General features: G+C 56.8%; 22 protein-coding genes and 2 tRNA genes. 4 read left to right on the forward strand and 20 right to left on the reverse strand.

The window, feature by feature from the left end:
* Positions 1 to 55 precede the first annotated feature (55 nt).
* The 6 genes from murI to clpS form a co-directional block, all read right to left on the reverse strand.
* The gene (gene murI, locus C5L39_RS05025) at positions 56 to 892 is read right to left on the reverse strand and encodes a glutamate racemase (RefSeq protein WP_245974876.1); all 837 of its coding nucleotides are present in this window, start codon (positions 890 to 892) and stop codon (positions 56 to 58) included.
* A gap of 25 nt (positions 893 to 917) precedes the next feature.
* The gene (locus C5L39_RS05030; protein WP_123047743.1) at positions 918 to 1,388 is read right to left on the reverse strand and encodes a MarR family winged helix-turn-helix transcriptional regulator; all 471 of its coding nucleotides are present in this window, start codon (positions 1,386 to 1,388) and stop codon (positions 918 to 920) included.
* Between the two features lie 94 nt (positions 1,389 to 1,482).
* Positions 1,483 to 2,130: a rhomboid family intramembrane serine protease gene (locus C5L39_RS05035; RefSeq protein ID WP_123047744.1), complete on the reverse strand. Its 648-nt coding sequence runs from the start codon at positions 2,128 to 2,130 to the stop codon at positions 1,483 to 1,485.
* Complete coding sequence (locus C5L39_RS05040; RefSeq protein ID WP_123047745.1) at positions 2,127 to 3,134, reverse strand: P1 family peptidase; 1,008 nt, start codon at positions 3,132 to 3,134, stop codon at positions 2,127 to 2,129. The genes C5L39_RS05035 and C5L39_RS05040 overlap by 4 nt, the downstream gene beginning before the upstream one ends.
* Complete coding sequence (locus tag C5L39_RS05045) at positions 3,131 to 3,670, reverse strand: DUF2017 domain-containing protein (protein WP_123047746.1); 540 nt, start codon at positions 3,668 to 3,670, stop codon at positions 3,131 to 3,133. The genes C5L39_RS05040 and C5L39_RS05045 overlap by 4 nt, the downstream gene beginning before the upstream one ends.
* A gap of 19 nt (positions 3,671 to 3,689) precedes the next feature.
* On the reverse strand, positions 3,690 to 3,989 hold the full coding sequence (gene clpS / locus C5L39_RS05050; protein ID WP_123047840.1) for an ATP-dependent Clp protease adapter ClpS: 300 nt from the start codon (positions 3,987 to 3,989) through the stop codon (positions 3,690 to 3,692).
* Between the two features lie 109 nt (positions 3,990 to 4,098).
* Between clpS and C5L39_RS05055 the strand changes: the two genes are divergently transcribed.
* Both C5L39_RS05055 and C5L39_RS05060 read left to right on the forward strand, forming a co-directional pair.
* Positions 4,099 to 5,451 carry a nicotinate phosphoribosyltransferase gene (locus C5L39_RS05055; RefSeq protein WP_281270222.1) on the forward strand — a complete coding sequence of 451 codons (1,353 nt, stop codon included), beginning with the start codon at positions 4,099 to 4,101 and terminating at the stop codon, positions 5,449 to 5,451.
* Positions 5,448 to 7,418: an ATP-dependent DNA helicase gene (locus C5L39_RS05060; protein ID WP_123047748.1), complete on the forward strand. Its 1,971-nt coding sequence runs from the start codon at positions 5,448 to 5,450 to the stop codon at positions 7,416 to 7,418. Before C5L39_RS05055 ends, C5L39_RS05060 begins: the two co-directional genes overlap by 4 nt.
* Positions 7,419 to 7,446: 28 nt before the next feature.
* On the opposite strand, the gene C5L39_RS05065 is transcribed toward C5L39_RS05060, so the two are convergent.
* From C5L39_RS05065 to nrdF, 4 genes are all read right to left on the reverse strand, one after another.
* Positions 7,447 to 8,076 (reverse strand): peptidyl-tRNA hydrolase, encoded by a 630-nt coding sequence (locus C5L39_RS05065; RefSeq protein WP_123047841.1) that lies wholly within the window; start codon positions 8,074 to 8,076, stop codon positions 7,447 to 7,449.
* A 107-nt stretch (positions 8,077 to 8,183) separates the two neighbouring features.
* A complete protein-coding gene (serB, locus tag C5L39_RS05070) occupies positions 8,184 to 9,482 on the reverse strand; it encodes a phosphoserine phosphatase SerB (RefSeq protein ID WP_123047749.1) in 1,299 nt (432 codons plus the stop codon).
* A gap of 121 nt (positions 9,483 to 9,603) precedes the next feature.
* On the reverse strand, positions 9,604 to 11,346 hold the full coding sequence (gene ctaD, locus C5L39_RS05075) for an aa3-type cytochrome oxidase subunit I (protein WP_123047750.1): 1,743 nt from the start codon (positions 11,344 to 11,346) through the stop codon (positions 9,604 to 9,606).
* Positions 11,347 to 11,741: 395 nt separating this feature from the next.
* Positions 11,742 to 12,755: a class 1b ribonucleoside-diphosphate reductase subunit beta gene (gene nrdF, locus C5L39_RS05080; RefSeq protein WP_123047751.1), complete on the reverse strand. Its 1,014-nt coding sequence runs from the start codon at positions 12,753 to 12,755 to the stop codon at positions 11,742 to 11,744.
* A gap of 325 nt (positions 12,756 to 13,080) precedes the next feature.
* On the opposite strand from nrdF, the gene C5L39_RS05085 reads away from it, so the two are divergent.
* Entirely contained in the window at positions 13,081 to 13,815 is a 735-nt protein-coding gene (locus tag C5L39_RS05085) for a FadR/GntR family transcriptional regulator (RefSeq protein ID WP_123047752.1), read from the forward strand.
* On the opposite strand, the gene nrdE is transcribed toward C5L39_RS05085, so the two are convergent.
* The 4 genes from nrdE to ykgO form a co-directional block, all read right to left on the reverse strand.
* Complete coding sequence (gene nrdE, locus C5L39_RS05090) at positions 13,812 to 15,980, reverse strand: class 1b ribonucleoside-diphosphate reductase subunit alpha (RefSeq protein WP_123047753.1); 2,169 nt, start codon at positions 15,978 to 15,980, stop codon at positions 13,812 to 13,814. The genes C5L39_RS05085 and nrdE overlap by 4 nt on opposite strands.
* A 51-nt stretch (positions 15,981 to 16,031) precedes the next feature.
* Positions 16,032 to 16,484: a class Ib ribonucleoside-diphosphate reductase assembly flavoprotein NrdI gene (gene nrdI / locus C5L39_RS05095; protein ID WP_123047754.1), complete on the reverse strand. Its 453-nt coding sequence runs from the start codon at positions 16,482 to 16,484 to the stop codon at positions 16,032 to 16,034.
* Positions 16,485 to 16,617: 133 nt separating this feature from the next.
* Positions 16,618 to 16,851, reverse strand: a complete 234-nt coding sequence (gene nrdH, locus C5L39_RS05100) for a glutaredoxin-like protein NrdH (RefSeq protein WP_123047755.1) — start codon at positions 16,849 to 16,851, stop codon at positions 16,618 to 16,620.
* A gap of 424 nt (positions 16,852 to 17,275) precedes the next feature.
* The gene (gene ykgO / locus C5L39_RS05105; protein WP_018341343.1) at positions 17,276 to 17,398 is read right to left on the reverse strand and encodes a type B 50S ribosomal protein L36; all 123 of its coding nucleotides are present in this window, start codon (positions 17,396 to 17,398) and stop codon (positions 17,276 to 17,278) included.
* 201 nt (positions 17,399 to 17,599) lie between these two features.
* Here ykgO and nadE point away from each other — a divergent pair, with 201 nt between their 5' ends.
* A complete protein-coding gene (gene nadE, locus C5L39_RS05110) occupies positions 17,600 to 18,427 on the forward strand; it encodes an ammonia-dependent NAD(+) synthetase (protein ID WP_245974878.1) in 828 nt (275 codons plus the stop codon).
* Between the two features lie 114 nt (positions 18,428 to 18,541).
* Here the strand turns inward: nadE and C5L39_RS05115 are convergent, their stop codons facing one another.
* From C5L39_RS05115 to pgm, 6 genes are all read right to left on the reverse strand, one after another.
* Positions 18,542 to 18,964, reverse strand: a complete 423-nt coding sequence (locus C5L39_RS05115; protein ID WP_123047757.1) for a pyridoxamine 5'-phosphate oxidase family protein — start codon at positions 18,962 to 18,964, stop codon at positions 18,542 to 18,544.
* 106 nt (positions 18,965 to 19,070) lie between these two features.
* A tRNA-Ala gene (locus C5L39_RS05120) sits at positions 19,071 to 19,143 on the reverse strand.
* A 41-nt stretch (positions 19,144 to 19,184) separates the two neighbouring features.
* Positions 19,185 to 19,257: transfer RNA gene (locus tag C5L39_RS05125), tRNA-Ala, on the reverse strand.
* Between the two features lie 136 nt (positions 19,258 to 19,393).
* Positions 19,394 to 20,128, reverse strand: coding sequence for a DsbA family protein (locus tag C5L39_RS05130; RefSeq protein ID WP_123047758.1), 735 nt, complete (start codon positions 20,126 to 20,128; stop codon positions 19,394 to 19,396).
* Positions 20,129 to 20,172: 44 nt separating this feature from the next.
* The gene (locus tag C5L39_RS05135; protein WP_123047842.1) at positions 20,173 to 20,664 is read right to left on the reverse strand and encodes a DoxX family protein; all 492 of its coding nucleotides are present in this window, start codon (positions 20,662 to 20,664) and stop codon (positions 20,173 to 20,175) included.
* A 125-nt stretch (positions 20,665 to 20,789) separates the two neighbouring features.
* Positions 20,790 to 22,448 (reverse strand): phosphoglucomutase (alpha-D-glucose-1,6-bisphosphate-dependent), encoded by a 1,659-nt coding sequence (pgm, locus tag C5L39_RS05140; protein ID WP_123047759.1) that lies wholly within the window; start codon positions 22,446 to 22,448, stop codon positions 20,790 to 20,792.
* Positions 22,449 to 22,488 lie beyond the last annotated feature (40 nt).

Genomic DNA, 22,488 nt, shown 5'->3' on the forward strand with positions numbered 1-22,488 from the left:
GACGGTTTTCTCGACTGAAACACTAATTTTCCGCCGGATTAACCGAAATACCTAGTTAGCTAGATAACCCCGAAGAACGATGTACCTGGGTTAACCCAGGCCCCAAGAAGCGCTCAGCCAGCTGGGCGAATTTCACCGGATCCCCGGTGGATTCAAACAACCTGGTCGGAGCAACGTCCGACTCGGGCTCTGCTAGCAGGTCATGTCGGGTGAGCACCCGCACGACATCCTTGGCGGTCTCCTCAGCAGAAGAGACCAACGTGACATGGTCTCCGATCGCCAGCTGGATAACTCCGGTCAACAATGGATAGTGAGTACAACCGAGCACCAAGGTATCTACCCCCGCGGCTTGCAGCGGTTCTACATAGGCCTCTGCGACTCCCAAGATCTGCCGACCGGTGGTAATCCCGCGTTCGACGAAATCCACAAAACTGGGACAGGCTTGTGCGTAGGCTTCCACGCCTGGATTGATGGAAAATAGATCTTGATAGGCACCAGAATTGACGGTACCGACGGTACCGATCACTCCGACCCGCCCGTTGCGGGTAGTAGCCAAGGCTCGGCGTACAGCTGGTTGAATAACCTCCACCACGGGTACGTCATAGCGCTCGCGAGCATCGTGCAAAAAAGCTGCCGAAGCAGTATTGCAGGCGATGACTAGCATCTTGCAGCCACGCTCGACCAGCTCATCAGCAATTCTGGTGGCATGCTGACGCACTTCAGCGATAGTCAGCGGGCCATAAGGGCCATGCCCGGTGTCGCCGATATAGATGATCGATTCATGCGGCAGCTGATCGATAATCGTGCGTACCACCGTCAGACCGCCCACCCCGGAATCAAAGATACCGATGGGAGCCTCAGAGCCGGGTAAGGAAGGACTAGAAGAGTTCACTCTGCTGATGCTACCCGTGGCCCAGTCAGCCGTTACCTGGCTTGAAGGATTTAGCGATCACATTCACCGCCTGACTGAAGTGACATTGAGTCTCCTCATCGAGTGGATTGAACACCAATTCCCTGAGCTGTCGAGCATAACCTGGCACCGCAGATTCAAATGTCTGCAGGCCTTGCTCCGTGAGAACCGCGAAGATGGAACGGCCATCTTCTGGGCATTCTGTACGGACGATCAGGCCCCGTTCTTCCAACCTGCTAGCCACTCGAGACAAATGGGACAGCGTCATCTGGGCGGAGACCGCCAAGCCGCTCATTTTCAAACGATGTGGATCAACGGCTTCCAAACGTGCGAGCACAATGAACTCTGCATGGCTGAGTCTGGCGTCTTGTCTCAGCTGGGAGTTGAGCTCAGATGTGAGCATGGAATACACCGTGCCAAGGTTGCTCCAGGTGGTCAGTTCTTGCTCGGAAAGTCGAATCGCTTGGTCTAAAGTCACGGGCTCTATTTTATATGGTCAGACCATACAAATTTGCGGCAATTCCAGAAAAGAAACCGCAGTCACACTCATCAATGGAAGCCCTGTCCGGTGACTACTGTTTCAATGCCCGCTGTCGTCGTTTTTCTTTCAACGCCGCTGGATCATCTGAAGTAATAATCATGCCGGCAACGATGCCTCCTACCGCGCCAAAAAGGTGCGCTTGCCAGGACACTCCTGGTGTCACCGGCAGTAGGCCCCACACCAAGCCTGAGTAGAATATTCCCAGCGCCAAGCCCAGCAGAATTTGAATAAAACTGCGGTTAAACACCCCGCGTACCAAGAGGTAGCCGAGCCAGCCATAGACCAAACCGGAAGCGCCGATGTGGTTGGTTCCTACTCCGCCAAAAAGCCACACCCCCAGGCCGCCGATGACGACCACAAAAGCAAAGACCTCCCACCACACTCGGGCGCCAGAAATACCAATCAGGAAACAGAACACAGCTCCCGGCACGCTATTAGAGATCAAGTGCCCCAGGTCAGCATGGAGCAGCGGTGAGGTGAAAATATGCCACACCGAGGAGATATCCAGCGGATGAATGCCGTAGTAAGTCAACACACTGCCAAAGAGGAATACGTTGACCACGTGAGCTACCCAAACGACAATGAGGTAGCCAGCGGCGAAGTTCAGGCCCGTACGAAACCGACTCTTCGGCGAAACCGGAGCTGGCGGAGGAGCAAAGGAATACGAGGCTGCTGTCATGATTGGGCCGAGTCTATCGGTCCGTTCGAAACCTCGCCGCTTAATAGTTGCGGCCACGCAGTCAACCCGTGACCAGATACAGCGCTAGTGACCGCATCAACGATCGCCGCACACACCACCTCGGCAGCCGCTTGGGACAGTTCGTGGAGAACGGCTATCTCCACTCCCCCGGCGGATTCGTTGGTAGAGACACCAAAGAGGGTGTCTCCATCCAGCGGGGAATGAGCAGGCCGCACAGCACGAGCGATGCCATCATGTCCGACCATAGCTAGCCGTTTAGCCTGTGATTTATTCACCGGAGCATCAGTGGCTACCACCCCGATGGTGGTGTTCAAAGAAGCTGGTGGCCTAGACAGCCGTGCAAAGGCTGCTCTATCTACCGGTGGAAGGGTGCTATCACCAAAGAGCAACCCAGTCTCAGCATCCACGACTTCGCCGACGGGGTTGGCTACCACCGCTGCGGCCACCACATAGTCTCCAACGCGTATCGAGGCCTGCCCGAATCCACCCCGCAGCACGCCAGCGCTGGCGCCACAACCAGCTCCGAGACTGCCTGAACGATGAGCTTGGGAACCAGTCGCTTCCAATGCCGATCGGGTCGCTGCCGCACCATCTGCAGCGGTGGGCCGATGAGTTGGATCGCCGACGAGTAGATCAAAAATAACTGCGGCTGGGACGATGGGAATTCGCGGGCCAGAAACACCCTCACCAAGCACCGGAAAACCGATTCCCACGGCTTCCAATTGCGTCATCACACCATCGGCTGCGGCCAAGCCAAAGGCAGATCCACCAGCCAGCAGCACGGCGTGTACTCGCTCCACAGTGTTATAAGGCTCAAGCAAATCAGTCTCGCGGGTACCTGGACCGCCACCGCGGACATCTACCCCCGCGGTCATCCCCTGAGGGGATCCGAGAATAACGCTCACTCCCGTATCGCCCAGGCTGGCATGGCCTACGCTCAGCCCGGGGACGTCGATAAGCGAACCGGACACGACGCTACTCACTCCCCCATGAGTGCGCCGAGCAGACTGTCTTGGTTAAAACTCAGCCATTCGATCATGTCTTCCTTGCCCAGACCGGGGATGCCAAGGTCATTTTCCGAGGCCGAGAGATAAAGCCGAAGATCATTAAGCGCTGCGAGGAAGGAATGTGCCTGCGACTCCGAGAGTGATAGTTCCACTCCGCCGTCTGGGCCCACTGCCTCAGCAACGATTTGAAGATTAGCGAGCTTGGAACGACAGATGTCATTTTCGTGGAGACTACGCAGCAGCGAATTATCTCCCTCGTACTCTTCATCGCCAGAACGCTCGAAATCCGGTAGGAGACGGGCCATCGCCGGATCCTGAGGCGCCTCCTTATGCCCGGAAGGAATGCCAGTGAGTTCAGATAACTCGTCCTTCGGCGCAGACTGCGCTCGAAGGATAATCGCCTCACTGACCATGGCGGTGAGATTGCCCAGCAACTCGCGTTCCATCGGCTCGAGCACCGTCACATACTTCGACGTCCACCGCAGGCTCCGCTTCTTCCGCCACGCCTTCATAGCTCTCCTCTTCCTGGCCTTATCCGGCCTGCTGCATGGTGGCCCAAAGACCTGCGGTATGCAGCTTTTTCACATCTGCTTCAACTTTGTCCTTTTCCCCGGAGGAGACCGCAGCCTTGCCCTCGGAGTGGACCTGCATCATCAATTCAGTGGCCCGTTTTCGGTCATAGCCGAGCACGGTTTGGAACACATAGGTCACATAACTCATGAGATTGACCGGATCGTCCCACACTATGCACATCCACGGCAGATTCTCAGCAGTGGCGACATCAACGTCGATAGCCTCGTCTAGTTCCGGCGAAGCCATCGGTGAACTCATGCGAATTGGACGGATCATGTCACTTAGCCTAGTCACCCTCCCACCTACTTGGCAGTATCCGGACATCTGTTGGATTCCTATTGGTAGCTCCTCCACTAAGGTATGCAGTGTGAATTCGACTTCGAATCAGGTCCAGACCTCCTCTCTCCCGCCGAAGCGGTCGACCTCTCTGCTGACCGATAAATACGAACTGACGATGCTCCAAGCTGCGCTACGGGATGGAACGGCACATCGGGACTGTGCCTTCGAGGTTTTTTCCCGTCGCCTACCCAATGAACGCCGCTACGGCGTCGTCGCCGGTACTGCGCGAGTACTGCGGGCGGTACAGGACTTCGTCTTCACCGAACAACAGCTCGAACACCTGGATTTCCTCGATGAGGAGACTCTTGACTACCTGCGGAAATATCGATTTACCGGGCAGATTGATGGCTACCGCGAAGGCGAGCTCTACTTTCCTTATTCTCCGCTGCTCACGGTGCGCGGAACCTTCGCGGAGTGTGTGATCCTCGAAACCGTCATTCTCTCGATTATGAACTCCGATTCCGCGGTTGCTTCTGCGGCTGCTCGAATGGTCACCGCCGCCGATGGCCGTCAGATCATCGAAATGGGCTCCCGCCGCACCCATGAATACGCTGCGGTGACCGCTTCTAGAGCTGCTTACTTGGCTGGATTCCATGCGACGTCCAACCTCGAGGCATCTCTGCGATACGGGATTCCGGGCTCCGGAACCTCAGCTCATGCGTGGACTCTGGCGCATATCAACGAAGACGGCACCCCGAATGAAGCCGCAGCCTTCCGCTCCCAGATTGAGACCCTCGGCGTCGATACGATTTTGCTAGTGGATACCTACGACATCACCCAAGGAGTGAAAACCGCCATCGAAGTGGCGGGTACAGAGCTCGGCGGAGTCCGAATCGATTCCGGGGACCTAGGCGCGATCACTCGTCGGGTGCGCCAGCAACTCGATGATTTGGGAGCTTATGACACAAAAATCGTAGTGTCCTCCGATCTGGATGAGTTCGCCATCGCTGGTCTGCGCGGAGACCCGGTTGATGTCTTCGGCGTCGGCACTTCGGTAGTGACTGGCTCGGGGGCTTCGACTGCGAGCATGGTCTACAAGCTGGTCGAAGTTGATGGCCACCCCGTAGCCAAGCGTTCCCGCGGGAAAGCCACCATCGGCGGAGCCAAGCAAGCTGCCCGCGCTCACCGTTCCTCCGGCGTGGCTGTTGAAGAGATTGTCCATCCGTTTGGGATTGAGACTCCCACCATCGGGCGGCTATCTACCACCTGTCTAACTCATCCGATGATGCGCGATGGCGCACTAGTCGAGGGGCTTCCTACCCTTGAACAATCACGAACCTACCTGGCGGCTCAATTGCTTACCTTGCCGTGGGAGGGCCTAGCCCTGTCTCGAGATGAGCCCGCCATCAGCACCCGATTTATGTCATTTCCCACCTCATGACAGATTCCCAACCATTAGCCCAATCCACTCCGGAGCTACTAGAGGCGGCGGTAGCTGCTCTCGGTGGCAGTCGCCGAGATGGCCAGGTGCGCATGGCAGAGGCCGTGACTCATGCGTTGGATAGTGAACGCCACCTTGCTGTGCAGGCGGGCACCGGCACCGGTAAATCGCTGGCTTACTTGGTACCTGCGATTCGGCATGCTCAGGCTGCTGGCACCACGGTGATCATCTCCACTGCCACCATTGCTTTGCAACGCCAGCTCGTGGATCGAGATCTCCCCCGGCTAGTCGACGCCCTCGCCCCGCTCATGGAGCGACGGCCAACCTTCGCCATTATGAAAGGCCGATCCAACTACGTCTGCCTCAACCGGATCGGCGCGGCAGAAGAACCCGAAAACTCGCTATTAGACGAAGAAGATCTCTCCTGGCTGGGACGCCACATCGTCCGAGTCAACGACTGGGCCCAAGAAACTGAAACCGGCGACCGCGACGACCTGACACCAGGTGTTCCGGACCGCGCCTGGCAACAGGTCTCCGTCACAGCCAGGGAATGCCTGGGTGCAACCCGCTGCCCTCATGGTGAGGAGTGCTTCGCCGAACTCGCCCGTAGAGCAGCCCACGACGTCGACATCGTAGTCACCAACCATGCATTGCTGGCCATCGATGCCTTGGCCGATATGGACATCCTCCCCGAGCATGACGTCGTCATCATCGACGAGGCTCATGAGCTCGATGGCCGAATCACCTCGGTCGCAACCAATGAGCTCTCTCCGACTACCCTGCGCCTAGCAGCCAAGCGTGCCGGAAAACTCGGTGCAGATGGGCGCGAGACCAAACTCGATGAAATCATCGACGCCTGGGTCACCACCGCTGCCACCCTTGATTCCGGCCGCTGGACTGACTTGGACGATGATGCTCGCGGACCGTTGAAGGGGTTGCGCGATGGATTATGGTCCCTGCGCGAGGCGATCGCTCCGGCTCCAGAGGGCGAGGGCGCTAATGACCCGGAGAAAGCCGCCGAACGACAAAACTTAAGCAACCATCTCCAAGAACTTCACGACGCCGTCGTGCGCATCCTCGAAGTCTTCGACGAGGCCGATCCAGCCGCTCAACAGGATGTCGTCTGGCTCGAACGCGACGACCGACGCGGTGAAGTCCTCACTGTTGCCCCCTTGTCAGTGGCTGGCCTGCTGCATGAACGGCTCTTTGCCGAGCAGACCGTAGTACTCACCTCAGCTACCTTGACCATCGGCGGGCAGTTCGATGCCATGGCCGCGGCATGGGGGCTGCCCAAAGACAGCTGGGATTCCCTCGATGCGGGAACGCCCTTCGACACCCGAAAATCTGGGATCTTATATACCGCTCGGCATCTTCCCGACCCCGGACGTGACGGTTTAGCCCCCGAGACCCTCGATGAGATCTACGAGCTCATCATGGCTGCTGGCGGCCGAACCTTAGGACTATTTTCCTCGCGCCGGGCTGCTCAGCAAGCAACCGAGGCAATGCGTGCCAGGTTGCCTTTCGACGTACTCAGCCAAGGAGAAGACACCACCGGTGCCTTGGTGGATGCCTTCGCTAAGAATGAAAATGCCTGCCTATTTGGCACCCTAACGCTGTGGCAGGGAGTCGACGTCCCCGGTAAATCTTGCTCGCTAGTACTCATCGACCGGGTCCCCTTTCCTCGTCCCGATGATCCACTACTGCAGGCCCGCAAAGAGGCGGCTACGGCCGCTGGCCGGAACGGCTTCATGGAGGTTGCAGCCAGCCACGCGGCATTGTTGCTGGCACAGGGTGCGGGCCGGCTGCTACGTTCGGTCACCGACCGAGGAGTGGTCGCAGTGCTCGATAATCGACTGGTGACCAAGCGCTACGGATCTTTCCTCCGGGCGTCTATGCCCGCCTTCTGGGAAACCAATGATCCCCAGGTGGTCCGCGGTGCGCTCGCCCGTTTGGCTACTGGCGACTAACTCAGGCTGGGGCCTGGTTGAGGCCCGGCTATGGCTCCGGCAGCGCGCAGACGGTCAAGGAATCAGGTGCGACCTCTGTGTACCCGGCATCGCGGACTAGGACTGCCCGCGGGTCTTTGATGCGCGAGGCAAAACTGGCGGATTCGAGCTCTCGGACCGAAAGCTCGAATCCGCTGGCGGCCCAGTCGCGTACCCACTCCAATGGTTGTGCCGCAGCCAATAGCATGCTGGCATGTCCAACTTGAGCAGCCGCTTTACCCGTGCTCATCTTTAGGCCTGCATCAATAAAGATCACTGGACGCTGGGGATCGAGAGCATCTGGCAAATCCCGCGGAAGCTCAGTGCCACTGATCTGGAGTTTTCCCACCAGAGCATTGACTTCTGAAACTGGAGAAGGGATGAAAGCCCGAGCCTGCGCACCCTGCTGATTAACGGTCACTCCCGGCAGGTCTTGTACTTTTAGCCAGGCCTGATTGCGCGCCCGGCGAACGACCTTGCGGATCAAGTGGTCGTACCAAGCGCTGAGGCTCTCCCGCCAAATGGGGTCAGTAGCTGCGCGTTCATCGAAGCAGACTGCTACCACAGATCTTGCTGCTGCAGCCAGAAGATCTGAGCGCACCGGCGGTTGAGCTTTGGGGATCTCTAAGACGATCTGCATGGCCTGTACGGTCTCTGGCCGTGCGGGGTCCTCACTATGAGAACCCCGCTCCGTACCTACCTGGGCTGTTAGCCGGAAATACGCTTGTGCGAAAGGATCCTCGGCGTTCACGCATTCAGCGGCACGCGATGAAAAGTGCCGTCCTCCAGGTCAGAACCGTCGATCTCCTCGCGAGAAATACCCAGGATATGGAGCACTTCATCAAGGAAGGGGTGGTTAACGGAGGTATCCGCGATCTCCCGCAGTGCTGGCTTGGCGTTGAAGGCGATACCCAGCCCGGCAGCAGAGATCATGTCGATGTCATTAGCGCCATCGCCCACGGCGACGGTCTGATGCATCTCTAGGTTCGAGTCTGCCGCGAATTCGTGGAGGAATTCTGCCTTGGCTGCGCGGTCGACGATCTTGCCAGTTACACGGCCGGTGAGCTTTCCATCAACGATCTCTAGGGTGTTGGCCCGGACATAATCCAGCTGGAGTTCTTCAGCTAGGTCCTCGAGCACCTGAATGAATCCACCAGAGACCACCGCGGTGCGGTAGCCCATCTTCTTCAGCGTGCGAATGGTGGTGCGTGCCCCTGGGGTCAGCTCAATATCTGCGGCCACAGCATCGATGACTGCTGCGTCTAATCCCTTCAGTGCAGCTACCCGCTCACGGAGGGACTCCTCGAAGTCGAGCTCTCCGCGCATGGCGCGCTCGGTAACAGCGGCGACTTCTGCTTCTCTACCGGCATGGGCGGCCAGCATCTCGATGACTTCTCCGGTGATCAGCGTGGAATCGCAATCGAAACAAATCAGACGCTTGGAACGGCGAATCAGTCCTGCGCGCTCGAAGGCAATATCGACTCCAAGCTGGCCGGTCAGTTCAGCCAGTGCCTTCCGCAATGCGGTGCCGCCACCTGCTTCTGGGTCAGCCACGGTGATCGACAGTTCAAGTCCGGTGATGGGGTAATCCGCGATACCGCGGATCCGGTCGATGTTGGCACCGTAGTTGGCCAAGGTTTGGCCCAATGCCGAGACATCCCCGGCTGTAACGGGATCGCCGAGTACTACCGCAACGTGAGTTGAACGCGGCAAAGAATGCTTGATTCCTGCTACCAACTCCAGGTTCACTCGCTGGCCATGCCCGCGGAGAGTCTCAGTCAGACCTTCACGCAGAAGCTCCTCCCGCTTCGGATTAATCCCTACGTAAGCCGCAAGCGAAAGATGGCCGCGGAAATGAGACTGCTCAACATCAAGCAGCTGAACATCGTGGGCGGAAAGCACTCGGAAGAAAGCAGCAGTGACTCCTGGGCGATCCTGCCCCGTCACGGTAATTACTGCCGGCTGTAGTCCGGGTTGGAGGGACACCTGCAAAGAGTTCGCAGCATCAGGGGCAAAGGAAGCATCGAGTTCAGACACGGAGCTCATTCTTTCACGTGAGAGGGGGTGGGCATGACTTAAACCCCCGGCAAAATCTCTACCAGGGGTTTAAATCAATCGGAGGTTCCATGCGAGGGAGTATCAAACCCTCTGCAGTGCATGAACAAGACTAGCTGAGCTCGGCAGGAGCCGGGGTCTGAGTCTTTTCTGCCCGTTCATCGTGGTGGCCGGTGTGCGCCTCACGGCGCATCCGCTCAACCATGTGCGGGTAGTGCAGCTCGAACGCAGGGCGCTCGGAGCGGATACGAGGCATGGAGGTGAAGTTGTGGCGCGGCGGCGGGCAAGAAGTAGCCCACTCGAGGGAGTTGCCGTAGCCCCAAGGATCGTCGACCGTAACAACCTCGCCGTAACGCCAAGACTTGAAGATGTTCCAGACGAACGGAATAACGGAGGCGCCGAGTAGGAAGGAGAAGACCGTGGAGATCTGGTTGAGGGTAGTGAACCCATCAGAGTCCAAGTAGTCAGCGTAACGACGCGGCATGCCCATGTTGCCCAACCAGTGCTGGACGAGGAAGGTGCCGTGGAATCCGACGAAGGTCAGCCAGAAGTGAATCTTGCCCAAGCGCTCGTCGAGCATACGGCCGGTCATCTTCGGGAACCAGAAGTAAACGCCAGCGAAGGAAGCAAAGACCACGGTGCCAAAGAGCGTGTAGTGGAAGTGTGCGACCAGGAAGTAGGAGTCTGCGAGCTGGAAGTCCAGCGGCGGGGAGGCCAACATAATGCCGGTCAGACCACCGAAGAGGAAGGTAGCCAGGAAGCCGACGGCGAAGATCATCGGGGTTTCCCAGGTGATATGACCCTTCCACATGGTGCCCACCCAGTTGAAGAACTTAACGCCGGTGGGGACCGAGATCAGGAACGTCATGAAGGAGAAGAACGGCAGGAGGACCGCGCCAGTGACGAACATGTGGTGAGCCCACACAGCCATGGACAGCGCACCAATAGACAAGGTAGCGAAGACTAGGCCGATGTAGCCGAACATCGGCTTACGGGAGAACACCGGGATAACCTCAGAGATCACGCCGAAGAACGGCAGTGCCAGGACGTAGACCTCAGGGTGTCCGAAGAACCAGAACAGGTGCTGCCACAGGATGGCGCCACCATTGCCGGTGTCGTAGATGTGTCCGCCAAGCTTGCGGTCGTAGAGAACGCCGAGGGCGGCGGCCAGCAGCAGCGGGAAGATCATCAGAGCGATGACAGAGGTAACGAAGATGTTCCAGGTAAAGATCGGGAGACGGAACATGGTCATGCCCGGTGCACGCATCGTCAGGATGGTGGTCAGCATGTTGATCGCGGAGGCGACAGTACCGACGCCGGTTGCGCCAACACCAATGATCCACAGGTCAGCACCAACACCAGGGGTGTGAACCGAGTCCGACAGCGGGGAGTACATGGTCCAACCGAAGTCAGCAGCACCACCCGGGGTCAGGAAGCCGGCCAGCATAGCCACGCCACCGATGGTGGTGATCCAGAAGCCGAAGGCGTTCAGTCGCGGGAAGGCAACGTCAGGAGCGCCGATCTGCAGCGGAAGGACGTAGTTGGCGAAGCCCCAGACAATCGGGGTACCAAACAGCAGCAGCATCACAGTGCCGTGCATGGTGAACAGCTGGTTGAACTGCTCATTAGAAAGGAACTGCATGCCCGGAGAGAAAAGCTCTGCACGGATCAGCAGCGCCATAAGGCCACCGAGGAAGAAGAAGCTAAACGACATAATGATGTACATAATGCCGAGCTGCTTGTGGTCGGTGGTGGTCAGCATCATCCAGGCCTTGGAGCCCTTACGGGCATGGCCTGTAGGTTCAGGACGTTCGGGCTGGACGTGATCGTCCACCCTAGGTGCCACTGCGGTCATAGTTCCTCCTGGATACGAGACAAGGCCCGACAAGCGTCCTGCCAAGCTGTTACTGGGCCTCATCATAAAGGACTCGTAAGATAATTTTCCAGCCCTGCAGGGCTGGAGACAACGATTAGTCTAACCCCTCATGCCACCGAAAATGTTCCGGATGTCGACAGATCACTCCCAAATGGACGCAAAACGCCCATCGCCCTATCATCGAGTGACCACCGACACATTTTCAGGCCAGGTTATTTATATTCATTGATCACTGCTGCCCATTTTCATCCCCCCAGTAGTGATCAACCTTTAGGTTGAGGGGAACTAAAAATGGCCGCCTCCGACGAAGTGAGCGCCTAGTTAGACACCCACGATCGTCGATAAGCGGCCGTTAAATAGTGAGGACGAGGGAACTAGAAATCCCAGTCATCATCAGTAGTGTCTTCGGCCTTGCCGATGACATAGGAAGAACCTGAACCCGAGAAGAAGTCGTGGTTCTCGTCAGCGTTGGGGCTCAGCGCCGAAAGGATGGACGGAGATACGCGAGTCTCATCGGCCGGGAACAATGCCTCATAGCCGAGATTGTTCAGCGCCTTATTGGCGTTATAGCGCAAGAAGCGTTTGGCGTCCTCAGTCCAGCCCAGCGGATCGTAGAGATCTTCGGTGTACTGCTCTTCGTTTTCATAGAGATCGTAGAGCAGATCGAAAGCATATTCCTTTAGCTCTGCCTGGCGCTCGGGAGACTCCTGAGCCACACCCTTTTGATACTTGTAACCAATGTAATAGCCGTGAACGGCCTCATCGCGGATGATTAGACGAATGATGTCTGCGGTGTTGGTCAGCTTGGCGTGCGAAGACCAATACATCGGCAAGTAGAAGCCGGAGTAGAACAAGAATGACTCCAAAATCGTGGAGGCAACCTTGCGCTTGAGCGGATCATCTCCCTCGTAGTAGGACAGGATGATCTTTGCCTTGCGCTGAAGGTGCTCATTTTCCTCCGACCAGCGGAACGCATCGTTGATCATCGGGGTTGAGGCCAACGTCATGAAGATATTGGAGTAGCTCTTGGCGTGGACCGATTCCATGAAGGCAATGTTGGTCAGTACCGCTTCTTCGTGCGGGGTGCGCGCATCAGGCATCATCGACATCGCGCCGACGGTGCCCTGGATGGTGTCCAACAAGGTCAGGCCAGTAAAGACCCGCATGGTGGCCTGCTTTTCCATCTCATTGAGAGTCGCCCAAGTCTTAAGGTCATTGGAGACTGGGACCTTCTCGGGCAGCCAGAAGTTTCCGGTCAGCCGATCCCAGACCTCAGAGTCTTTCTCATCCGGAACCTCGTTCCAGTTGATAGCGGCCACCGGTGCCGTGCTGGCTGCGATAAAGGAGTCGTAGTCGTGGCTTTCGGAGCCCGCTGGAGTGACAGACATGCAAAAAAACCTCTGCTCTTGGACGAAAATATTTACCCGAGGATTCTCGGGCATAGACAGGCACCACTGTAGCCATTCAACCGCTTTTTGACACTTTCCCTGTACGAGTCAGGGCGCAGGCTGGCAGTAGACTCTCGACGCCCGAAGCGCCACCGACGTGCAACCACCTGCCGCCAGAAGGTGCAAGTACTTTGCCCAAATCTAGTTAGGGGGTGATCCGCTCGGAAGTAGGTAGCGGGGAGACCGAAACCTCGCCCCTGCCAATTAGCCTCGGTTTATAATTGAAGGTCCAGGCAGCTTCCCGACTCCCGAAGGAAATTCCCCGATGCCCGACTCTTCCTCCATCAAAGTGGCTCCACTGCTTACTGCAGTGCTCAATGAGCTTGGTCAAGAGATTATCACCGGGACATTGCCGGAGGGAGCCACGTTCACTCTCAACGATATCGGTGGACGCTTCGATATTTCACGGACCGTCGCCCGAGAAGCCATGCGCGCACTGGAACAACTCGGGTTGGTGGCTTCTTCTCGAAGAGTCGGGATCACGGTTCTGCCGCGTTCATCTTGGGCAGTATTTGATCAATCGGTGATCAATTGGCGGCTAGTGGCAGAACCTGAACGCCACTCGCAGCTGCGTTCACTCAATGAACTCCGCATCGGTGTGGAGCCGCAGGCCGCTCGTAGCGCAGCACAATGGGCACTACCCGAACAACGCACAGAGCTAGTCGAGCTGGCCGAGAAGCTCCGCCAGCTAGGTGAGACCGGCCAAGGGACCTCTACCGAATTTCTCGAAGCAGACATCCGCTTCCATAGCCTGCTGCTCCTAGCCTCTGGAAATGAGATGTTCGCTGCACTAACCCCCTCATTGATCAGTGTCCTCGAGGGGCGAACCCGCTACGGATTACAGTCCACCTGGCCGGGACCAGAGGGTCTAGCCGCTCATGAACAACTGGCACAGGCGATCGCCAACGGTGATGGCGAAAGCGCCGAATCCCAATCCAGGCAACTGCTGACCAAGGTCAACCAATCCCTGATTGGGCATCCGCCGCGTGAGGAGACTTAGAGCATGCAGCTAACGCAGCCCTCAACCTCAGTGCCTTCTAGCGCAACCTGACGCATACGGATGTAGTACAGAGTCTTGATGCCCTTGCGCCACGCGTAGATCTGCGCACGGTTGATATCGCGGGTGGTAGCGGTGTCCTTGAAAAACAGCGTCAATGACAGCCCCTGGTCCACGTACTTGGTGGCTACCGCATAGGTATCAATGATCTTCTCGTGGCCGATCTCATAGGCATCTTGGAAGTACTCCAAGTTGTCATTATCCATATGTGGCGCAGGGTAGTAGACGCGGCCGATCTTGCCCTCTTTGCGGATCTCTACCTTGGAAGCGATCGGGTGGATCGAGCTGGTGGAGTTGTTGATATAGGAGATCGACCCGGTCGGCGGCACAGCCTGCAGGTAGCGGTTGTAGATGCCGTGTTCCATCACGTCGGCCTTGAGCTGCGCCCACTGCTCCACAGTGGGGATAACCGCCGTGGAGGCGTCGAAGATCGCTGCGACTTTTTCAGTCTTCGGAGCGAAATCGGTCGGGTCGAAACGATCGAAGTAGCTGCCGTCGGCATAGTCGGAATTCTCGAAGTTGACGAAGCACTCACCACGCTCCCGAGCAATGCGGTTAGATGCCCGCAGTGCCTGATAGAGCACCGCTGCGAAGTAGGAGTTGGTGAAGTCCAGGCCTTCTTCGGAGCCGTAGTAGATGTGCTCGCGGCCGAGGTAGCCATGCAAGTTCATCTGACCAAGGCCAATGGCGTGGGCGGCGTTATTGCCCTCCCGAATCGAGGGAACCGAATCGATCGAGGTTGACTCGGCGACAGCCGTCAAACCACGAATAGCGGTTTCAACCGTCTTGCCGAATTCCGGTGAATCCATAGCCGTGGCGATGTTGAGCGAGCCAAGGTTGCAGGAGATGTCTTCGCCGACGGTCTCATAGGTGAGATCATCATGATAAATAGAAGGAGTGTTGACCTGCAGGATCTCCGAGCAAAGGTTGGACATGTTAACCCGACCCTCGATTGGGTTCGCGGCGTTAACCGTGTCCTCGTACATGATGTAGGGGTAGCCGGACTCGAACTGAATTTCAGCCAGGGTCTGGAAGAAGTGGCGTGCTCGGATCTTCGTCTTCCGAATACGTGGGTCTTCCACCATCTCAGCGTAGAGCTCACTGACGGAAACATCACCAAAGGGCTTTCCGTAGACGCGCTCGACGTCATAAGGGGAAAATAGGTACATATCATCATCGCGCTTAGCCAGCTCAAAGGTGATATCCGGGATGACGACGCCCAGCGACAAAGTCTTGATGCGGATTTTCTCGTCGGCATTTTCCCGCTTGGTATCAAGGAAGGACATGATGTCTGGGTGGTGCGCGTTGAGGTAGACCGCACCTGCGCCCTGCCTGGCGCCAAGCTGGTTGGCATAGGAGAAGGCATCTTCAAGCAGCTTCATCACGGGGATGACGCCTGAGGACTGGTTCTCAATGTGCTTAATGGGAGCGCCCGATTCACGCAGGTTGCTCAGCAGCAGAGCCACGCCACCGCCGCGCTTGGACAGCTGGAGAGCGGAGTTAATGGCGCGGCCGATGGACTCCATGTTGTCTTCAATGCGCAGGAGGAAGCAGGAGACGAGTTCGCCTCGCTGCGCTTTGCCAGCGTTGAGGAAAGTCGGGGTGGCCGGCTGGAAACGCCCGGACATAATCTCATCGACGAGGTTCTCAGCCAAGGCCTGATCACCGTTGGCCAAAAACAGCGCAGTCATGGAGACGCGATCTTCGAATCGCTCTAGGTAGCGACGACCGTCGAAAGTCTTAAGGGTGTAAGAGGTGTAGTACTTATAAGCCCCCAGGAAGCTCTGGAAGCGGAATTTGAAGGAATAGGCCCGCTTGAACAATGACTTAGCGAACTCGAAGTCATAGAGGTCAAGAACCTCCTGCTCGTAGTAGCGGTTATCTACCAGGTACTTCAGCTTTTCTTCCAGATCGTGGAAGTACACGGTGTTCTGGTTAACGTGCTGGAGGAAGAACTGGTTCGCGGCCTCTCGATCCATCTCGAACTGGATCTTGCCTTCGTCATTATAAAGATTGAGCATCGCGTTGAGCGCGTGATAGTCCAGACGGTCCACCGGCTTAACCGGCTCAGCAACGGACTTTCCCTTGGGCGTGGTCGACTTAGTCAACTTAAGAGGTGCCTTTCAGATACGAGGGTGGTTCTAGAAGTTGTGTGGCGGCTAGTTCTGGCTGCTGACAGTATCTCGGTCGAGGTCTAAGCCGAGTTGCTTGGCGTTGGTCAGCAGCCCTTCCCGAAGAATACGCACATCCTCAGGAGTGCCCATCAACTCGAAGCGATAAACATAGGGGACCTTGCATTTTGCCGAAATCACATCACCAGCGGTACCGAAGTCAGAGCCAAAATTAGCGTTGCCGCCAGCCACGACCGCACGGATGAGGCTGCGATTGTGTTCATCATTGAGGAACTTAATCACCTGGACGGGTACTGGCTTGGAGTGCTGCCCGCTTATCGACGCCCCTCCCCCATAGGTAGGGCTAATCAGGACGTAGGGCTCATCAACGGTCAACGGTGGGTCTTTCCGTCGGAGCGGGATCCGCACATTCCGCAGTCCCAGCGACTCAACAAAACGGCGAGTGTTTTCGGTGGCAGATGAGAAGTAGACGACCAACATGATTGCGGTTTTCCCCTTCTAAGCGCAGTCGACCCAGGATGATTAAAAACAAAAACCGCCCAGTAACTCTGGACGGTGTCGGTATCTTCAGGCCTCGACTCCCGGCGAGGCCGTTGGAGACAGGTTAGGAAACCTAGGCCACCACTGCTGCGAGGTTATTGATGCGCTCGGGACGGAAACCCGACCAGTGCTCGCCGTTAGCTTCCACGACGGGAGCCTGTAGGTAGCCCAATGCCAGGACGTAATCACGTGCTTCATCATCAAGGCTGATATCAACGGTCTCGTACGCCAGACCAATGCGATCCATAGCCTTTTTAGTGGCCTTGCACTGAACGCAAGCGGGCTTGGTGTAGAGAGTGATAGCCATGGGAGTAATCCTCATTCTTGATATTTAACGACGGTGTTCATGGGTGTTCATGAATAGTGACGGCCCTCTAATGGACCAGGTGGCCACTACGTGACGACATGACATGACACTATACTTTGTGGTCGAAACCTGCAACTAGCACTACATGTAGTAGTTACACCCATGATATTCCCAGGATAGACACTCTTTGACGCCTACATGTTGACCCTCCAGAATTACCGCCATCCGACGCCAAAACCACACCGATGGGATTTGCCCAGCTCGCCCCTATTCCCGTTATGCAATCGTTACATATCCGCGATCGCCGCTGCCCCCACACATCCTTCATCTCTTAGCTTCGGGGCCCAGAAATAGCAAAACCGCCCACCCCAATTTCCCCAGAGGGGATTTTAGGATGGGCGGTTTTGATGACGCCTGGCGTTGCTTAGCCCTGGCGAGCCTTGAAGCGCGGCTCTTTCTTGTTGATCACGAAGACTTTGCCGTGGCGACGCACAACCTGGGCGCCCGGCTTGTTCTTCAGCGACCGAAGCGACTTGCGAACCTTCATCGGGCGCTCCTTTCTATTTGCGCGTTAATGGAATGCGACTACTGTCCGGCAGTGGCTGGGATCTTCACCTAAAAAACGATGAATCCGTCAGCCATGACACGAGGGGAAATGATACCCGACAACCCAGCAAACCACCAAAACCCAGGGGAGATCTCTTTAATTAGGAAGAAGATCCGCAAGTACCGGGCTAGCATGGCGGGCATGTCTCAGACACCTAATAGCCTCCAGCAGGAGATCATCACCGCCCTGCATACCCTCCCTAAAATTGATCCTGCCCAGGAGGTGAACGATCGAGTTAGCTTCCTCGCCGATTATCTCGAAGGCTCAGGAATGTCGGGGTATGTGCTCGGAATCTCCGGCGGCCAGGACTCGGCACTAAGTGGCCGACTGGCACAGCTAGCAGTGGAGAAGCTGCGCTCCCGCGGCGTAGAAGCCTCGCTATGCGCGGTGCGGCTACCCCACGGCGAACAAGCTGACGAAGATGACGCTCAGGTATCACTAGGCTTTATTTCCCCAGATCGCACCGTGACCGTCAATATCAAGTCCGCAACCACAGCGATGGATAGCGCGGTCGCTGCCGCACTAGGCATTGACAATCTCAGCGATTTCAACAAAGGCAATGTCAAAGCCCGCCAACGGATGATTGCGCAATACGCGATTGCCGGCGAACAACGCCTCCTGGTCATCGGCACCGATCATGCTGCAGAAAACGTCACCGCCTTTTTCACCAAACACGGTGACGGCGCCGCAGACATCCTGCCCCTGGCAGGACTCAATAAACGCCAAGGTGCCCAACTGCTCGAGTATCTCGATGCCCCTTGTTCAATCTGGCATAAGACCCCCACCGCAGACCTAGAGGAAGGCCGCCCGGCACTGCCCGACGAGCAGGCCCTAGGGGTCTCCTACCAGGACATCGATGACTACTTGGAAGGTCGGAACGTCCCAGCAGCTGCCAGCGAGCGGATAGAGCATCTGTGGCGGGTTGGCGGGCATAAGCGCCAGCTCCCGCCCGGACCGCAGGACGTGTAGCCAAATTGGCACACTGACCCCTAGATGGCAGAAGACTGGCCTGGATGGACTAATGAGTCAATCCAGGCCAGTTTCTGAATACAAGAAGCTTCCCCGAGCGGGATTCTGGAAAAATTAGTAGCGCTCCGGTTCTTCTGCAATATCAAACTCACGGCCAGAGATGTCATCGGCGCTCACGCACACCCAATTGTATTTCAGGGTCGGTGCCCACGGTTTCAAATTCAGGGAGTCAGCGTAGGAGATCTCTTTGGAGTCACTCAGAACGCGAGCATTGCCACGGATAATCACTGACCATGCAGTACCGTCTACGACTCCATCACCTTCAAAAAGCACGTCTTGATTAAGGCTGATAGTAAACAGCTTTGACCCTTCGGCCGTGCGGAAATAAATCGATCCCTCGTCGATGACGAAATTAACGGGAAAAATATCGATCTCTTCAGAGCGACGAACCACAATCCGGCCCGGCTGCACTCCGGCAAGGCGAGCGAGGGACTGTTCAGCGCTCAGCGATCGGAAAACTTCTTCATTCAGTGTCATGGCTTTATTTTAGTCTTTTGGGCACTCTCACTGCAGCGACGCTCCCCCCGGATAGCAAAAACCGGCCCCCGCACCATTGCTGGGCGGGAACCGGTTGTACTTAAAGTGGAGCTAAGGGGACTCGAACCCCTGACCCCCACACTGCCAGTGTGGTGCGCTACCAGCTGCGCCATAGCCCCTTAAGTATTATTCATTTATCAAAGTTTCCCGGAGGAAACAGTGGAGCTAAGGGGACTCGAACCCCTGACCCCCACACTGCCAGTGTGGTGCGCTACCAGCTGCGCCATAGCCCCTTACTTTCAACTCTCATTAACTTACACGTGACCTGATCAGGCGAACAAATCCACAGGTAGAGCCACCTTTGCCAGACAGTTCAATGGGCACACCTGCAGAAGGTGTGCCCATTGAACTCATCCAAGACCTAAGAGGTTAGGACGCGAGCACGACATCCATCCACTGGCTAATGTCCTCGACGTCGACGTCCTGGCCATCTTGCAGAACACGCGGGGAAGAAACCTCTCCGGTTTCCTCGTCCAGCAGTGCGATATTGCTTGCAGTCAGGTCCTCAGCCTGCTCCTGGTATTCCCCGGAACGAATCGCCTCGGCTACCTCGTCGGAGGCGCCAAGCTGAGCTGCGGCCTCTGCGAAGTCCTCGTTAGACCACTGGTTGTAGATATCTTCCTGGTCCTCGAGCAAGAGAGTGCGGTAGTTCCAGAACAGTTCTGCGTCGCCAGAATCGGCAGTAGCCAGAACTGCTGCCGCTGCCATAGTGGAATGGCCATCGGTGCCGGTTTGATCTAGGAAATTCATGGTGCGAATGTTGACCACGAGCTCACCAGCCTCGATGGCTTCCTGCATCTGCTCATCAGTCTGTTCGGCCAACAACGAGCAGTAGTGGCAGGAATAATCCTCAAAAAGATCGACCGTCGGAACATCTGCAGCGACATCATCAGCAGCCAAGGTCACGGCGTTGTCATCGACCACAGCAGAGAAAGTGACCTCAGTAACCTCTCGGTCAGCCACATATTCGGTCTTTGCACCCTGGCTGGACCAGACGATATAGCCGATGACTATCGCGGCGATTGCTACCACTGCAACAATCGCCCAAAGGAAGCCGCTGCCGCCCTTGGAATTTGGGTCACTGACTTTGTTGGACGTGCTCATTTATTGTCTCTTCCTTGCTCTTGTTTTCGAATACCGGGCGCGTCTTAGGGATACAGGGCGAATTTCCGGAAGGGGCGATAGACGGTCCACAGGCTCAGGATAATAAACCCAATATCACGCAGGATGGTGAGAAAATAGTCCATGATCTGCTCATCTTGGTCAGGATCAACCGAGAAACAGCCACAGTCAATTCCCAACCCCCGGATCCACGCTTGGCCGATCCCCACAATAAACAGAACCAGGACAACCGTGGCAACCTTGCTCGATTGCCGAAGGAAGATGCCCAGCAGCAGCAGGACACCGCCAGCTATCTCGAGCGGGCCGATCAGCCTAGCTAAGTAATCCGACCACTGAGGAGTAAATACTTCATAGGCCATGATGGCCTGAGTAAGCGCCATGTGGCTATTGAGCTTGGGGATACCTGCGGAAATCCAGGTATAGGCCATATAGAAGCGCGCGAACGCACTAATAAAATCAAGCACCCGTTGGCCGGTAGACCCAGACCAAAACCCGATGGTCGGCGGAGTCGCGGTCATTGACCCTGAGACTTCCGCCGAATCTGCCTGTTCGATGGTGGACACAACCTCAGACCTTAGCCGAATTATCAGTTTTCCGGCTATCTGAAAAGTCCTATCCAGCCAATCTCACAGGCAACGTCAACTTATCCCCCAAGAACCTCACTGACGAGCGCCTGAGCTTCGGCTTGAACCTGGCGGAGGTGCTCATCGCCACGGAAAGACTCGGCATAGATCTTGTACTTATCCTCAGTACCGGAGGGCCGTGCCGCAAACCAGGCATTTTCGGTGGTGACCTTCAGGCCACCGATAGCTGCTCCATTACCCGGAGCTGCGGTCAGCTTGGCGGTAATAGGCTCTCCGGCCAAGGTGTCAGCGGTGACCTGCTCCGGAGAGAGATTCTTCAGGACTGCCTTCTGTTCACGGCTGGCCTCAGCATCTGCCCGAGCATATGACGGAGCTCCGTATTGTTCCGCCAGCTCGGCGTAGCGCTGAGAAGGAGTCTTGCCAGTGACTGCGGTAATTTCCGCTGCCAGCAGGTCCAGAATTAGACCGTCCTTGTCAGTGGACCACACGCTACCGTCATGACGCAGGAAGGAAGCACCAGCGGATTCCTCACCGCCAAAACCAACGCTGCCATCAATAAGGCCAGGCACGAACCACTTGAAGCCCACAGGAACCTCGATGAGCTTTCGACCCAGTTCAGCGACTACTCGGTCAATCATCGATGAGGAGACCAAAGTCTTGCCGACTGCAGTATCTGCCGCCCAGCCCGGACGATGAGCGAAGAGGTACTCAATGGCCACTGCCAGGTAGTGATTTGGGTTCATCAGGCCGTGATCTGGGGTGACGATGCCGTGCCGATCAGCATCGGCGTCGTTGCCAGTCGAGATATCGTACTTATCCCGGTTGCCGATCAACGAGGCCATGGCGTTTGGCGAAGAACAATCCATCCGGATCTTGCCATCGGTGTCCAAGGTCATGAAACGCCAAGTGGCGTCGACCTCTGGATTGACCACGGTGAGGTTGAGGCCATGTGCCTGCGCAATAGCTCCCCAATAGTCAACGGAGGCCCCACCCATTGGGTCAGCGCCGATGGATAGGCCGGAATCTCGGATTGCCTTCATGTCAACGACATTGGGCAGGTCTGCAACATAGGTATCGAGGTAGTTATAACGCTGTGCCCGCGAGTCCAGAACTCCGCTGACTGAGGTGCGCTGGACGCCGTCGAGGCCTGCGCGAAGGTAGGCGTTCGCACGCTCGGCGATCCAGTCAGTGGCATCAGTGTCAGCCGGCCCGCCTGAGGGCGGGTTGTACTTGAACCCACCATCACGGGGCGGGTTATGAGAAGGAGTGATAACAATGCCATCGGCACGCTTGGGATCAGTGCCCGTCACCCCGCCGGCAAGGACCGAGTTATGGGCCAGGATCGCATGGGAGACGGCCGGGGTCGGGGTGTAGCGCCCGCGATCGTCGACAAGCACGGCGATGTCATTGGCCAGGAGGACCTCAAGTGCCGAAATCATCGCTGGCTCTGAAAGTGCGTGCGGATCGCGGCCGACAAACACCGGACCGCCGATGCTGTTGGCACGACGATAATCGACGATCGCCTGAGTAGTGGCCAGGATGTGATTCTCATTGAAGGCAGTATCCAAGGATGAACCTCGGTGCCCTGAGGTGCCAAAAGCAACCTGTTGATCAGGATCTGCTACATCCGGAGTGCGGGTGTAATAGGCGGTGACTACCTCAGCGATATCAATAAGGTCCTCGGGCCGTGCAAGCTGACCAGCGCGCTCGTGTGCCATGTCGGGTTTTCTCCTTCACGCAGATGTGCAATGTCTATTA

It is taken from the genome of Corynebacterium alimapuense (assembly GCF_003716585.1).
Taxonomy (GTDB): Bacteria; Actinomycetota; Actinomycetes; order Mycobacteriales; family Mycobacteriaceae; genus Corynebacterium; species Corynebacterium alimapuense.

Bases quoted from the DNA above. Each gene is read 5' to 3' on its own strand.
- C5L39_RS05035 (WP_123047744.1), bottom strand. From the start codon at position 2,130: ATGACAGCAGCCTCGTATTCCTTTGCTCCTCCGCCAGCTCCGGTTTCG.
- C5L39_RS05045 (WP_123047746.1), bottom strand. From the start codon at position 3,670: ATGAAGGCGTGGCGGAAGAAGCGGAGCCTGCGGTGGACGTCGAAGTAT.
- clpS (WP_123047840.1), bottom strand. From the start codon at position 3,989: ATGAGTTCACCGATGGCTTCGCCGGAACTAGACGAGGCTATCGACGTT.
- C5L39_RS05060 (WP_123047748.1), top strand. From the start codon at position 5,448: ATGACAGATTCCCAACCATTAGCCCAATCCACTCCGGAGCTACTAGAG.
- C5L39_RS05065 (WP_123047841.1), bottom strand. From the start codon at position 8,076: ATGCAGATCGTCTTAGAGATCCCCAAAGCTCAACCGCCGGTGCGCTCA.
- serB (WP_123047749.1), bottom strand. From the start codon at position 9,482: ATGAGCTCCGTGTCTGAACTCGATGCTTCCTTTGCCCCTGATGCTGCG.
- ctaD (WP_123047750.1), bottom strand. From the start codon at position 11,346: ATGACCGCAGTGGCACCTAGGGTGGACGATCACGTCCAGCCCGAACGT.
- nrdF (WP_123047751.1), bottom strand. From the start codon at position 12,755: ATGTCTGTCACTCCAGCGGGCTCCGAAAGCCACGACTACGACTCCTTT.
- C5L39_RS05085 (WP_123047752.1), top strand. From the start codon at position 13,081: ATGCCCGACTCTTCCTCCATCAAAGTGGCTCCACTGCTTACTGCAGTG.
- nrdI (WP_123047754.1), bottom strand. From the start codon at position 16,484: ATGTTGGTCGTCTACTTCTCATCTGCCACCGAAAACACTCGCCGTTTT.
- nrdH (WP_123047755.1), bottom strand. From the start codon at position 16,851: ATGGCTATCACTCTCTACACCAAGCCCGCTTGCGTTCAGTGCAAGGCC.
- ykgO (WP_018341343.1), bottom strand. From the start codon at position 17,398: ATGAAGGTTCGCAAGTCGCTTCGGTCGCTGAAGAACAAGCCGGGCGCC.
- nadE (WP_245974878.1), top strand. From the start codon at position 17,600: ATGTCTCAGACACCTAATAGCCTCCAGCAGGAGATCATCACCGCCCTG.
- C5L39_RS05115 (WP_123047757.1), bottom strand. From the start codon at position 18,964: ATGACACTGAATGAAGAAGTTTTCCGATCGCTGAGCGCTGAACAGTCC.
- C5L39_RS05130 (WP_123047758.1), bottom strand. From the start codon at position 20,128: ATGAGCACGTCCAACAAAGTCAGTGACCCAAATTCCAAGGGCGGCAGC.
- C5L39_RS05135 (WP_123047842.1), bottom strand. From the start codon at position 20,664: ATGACCGCGACTCCGCCGACCATCGGGTTTTGGTCTGGGTCTACCGGC.
- pgm (WP_123047759.1), bottom strand. From the start codon at position 22,448: ATGGCACACGAGCGCGCTGGTCAGCTTGCACGGCCCGAGGACCTTATT.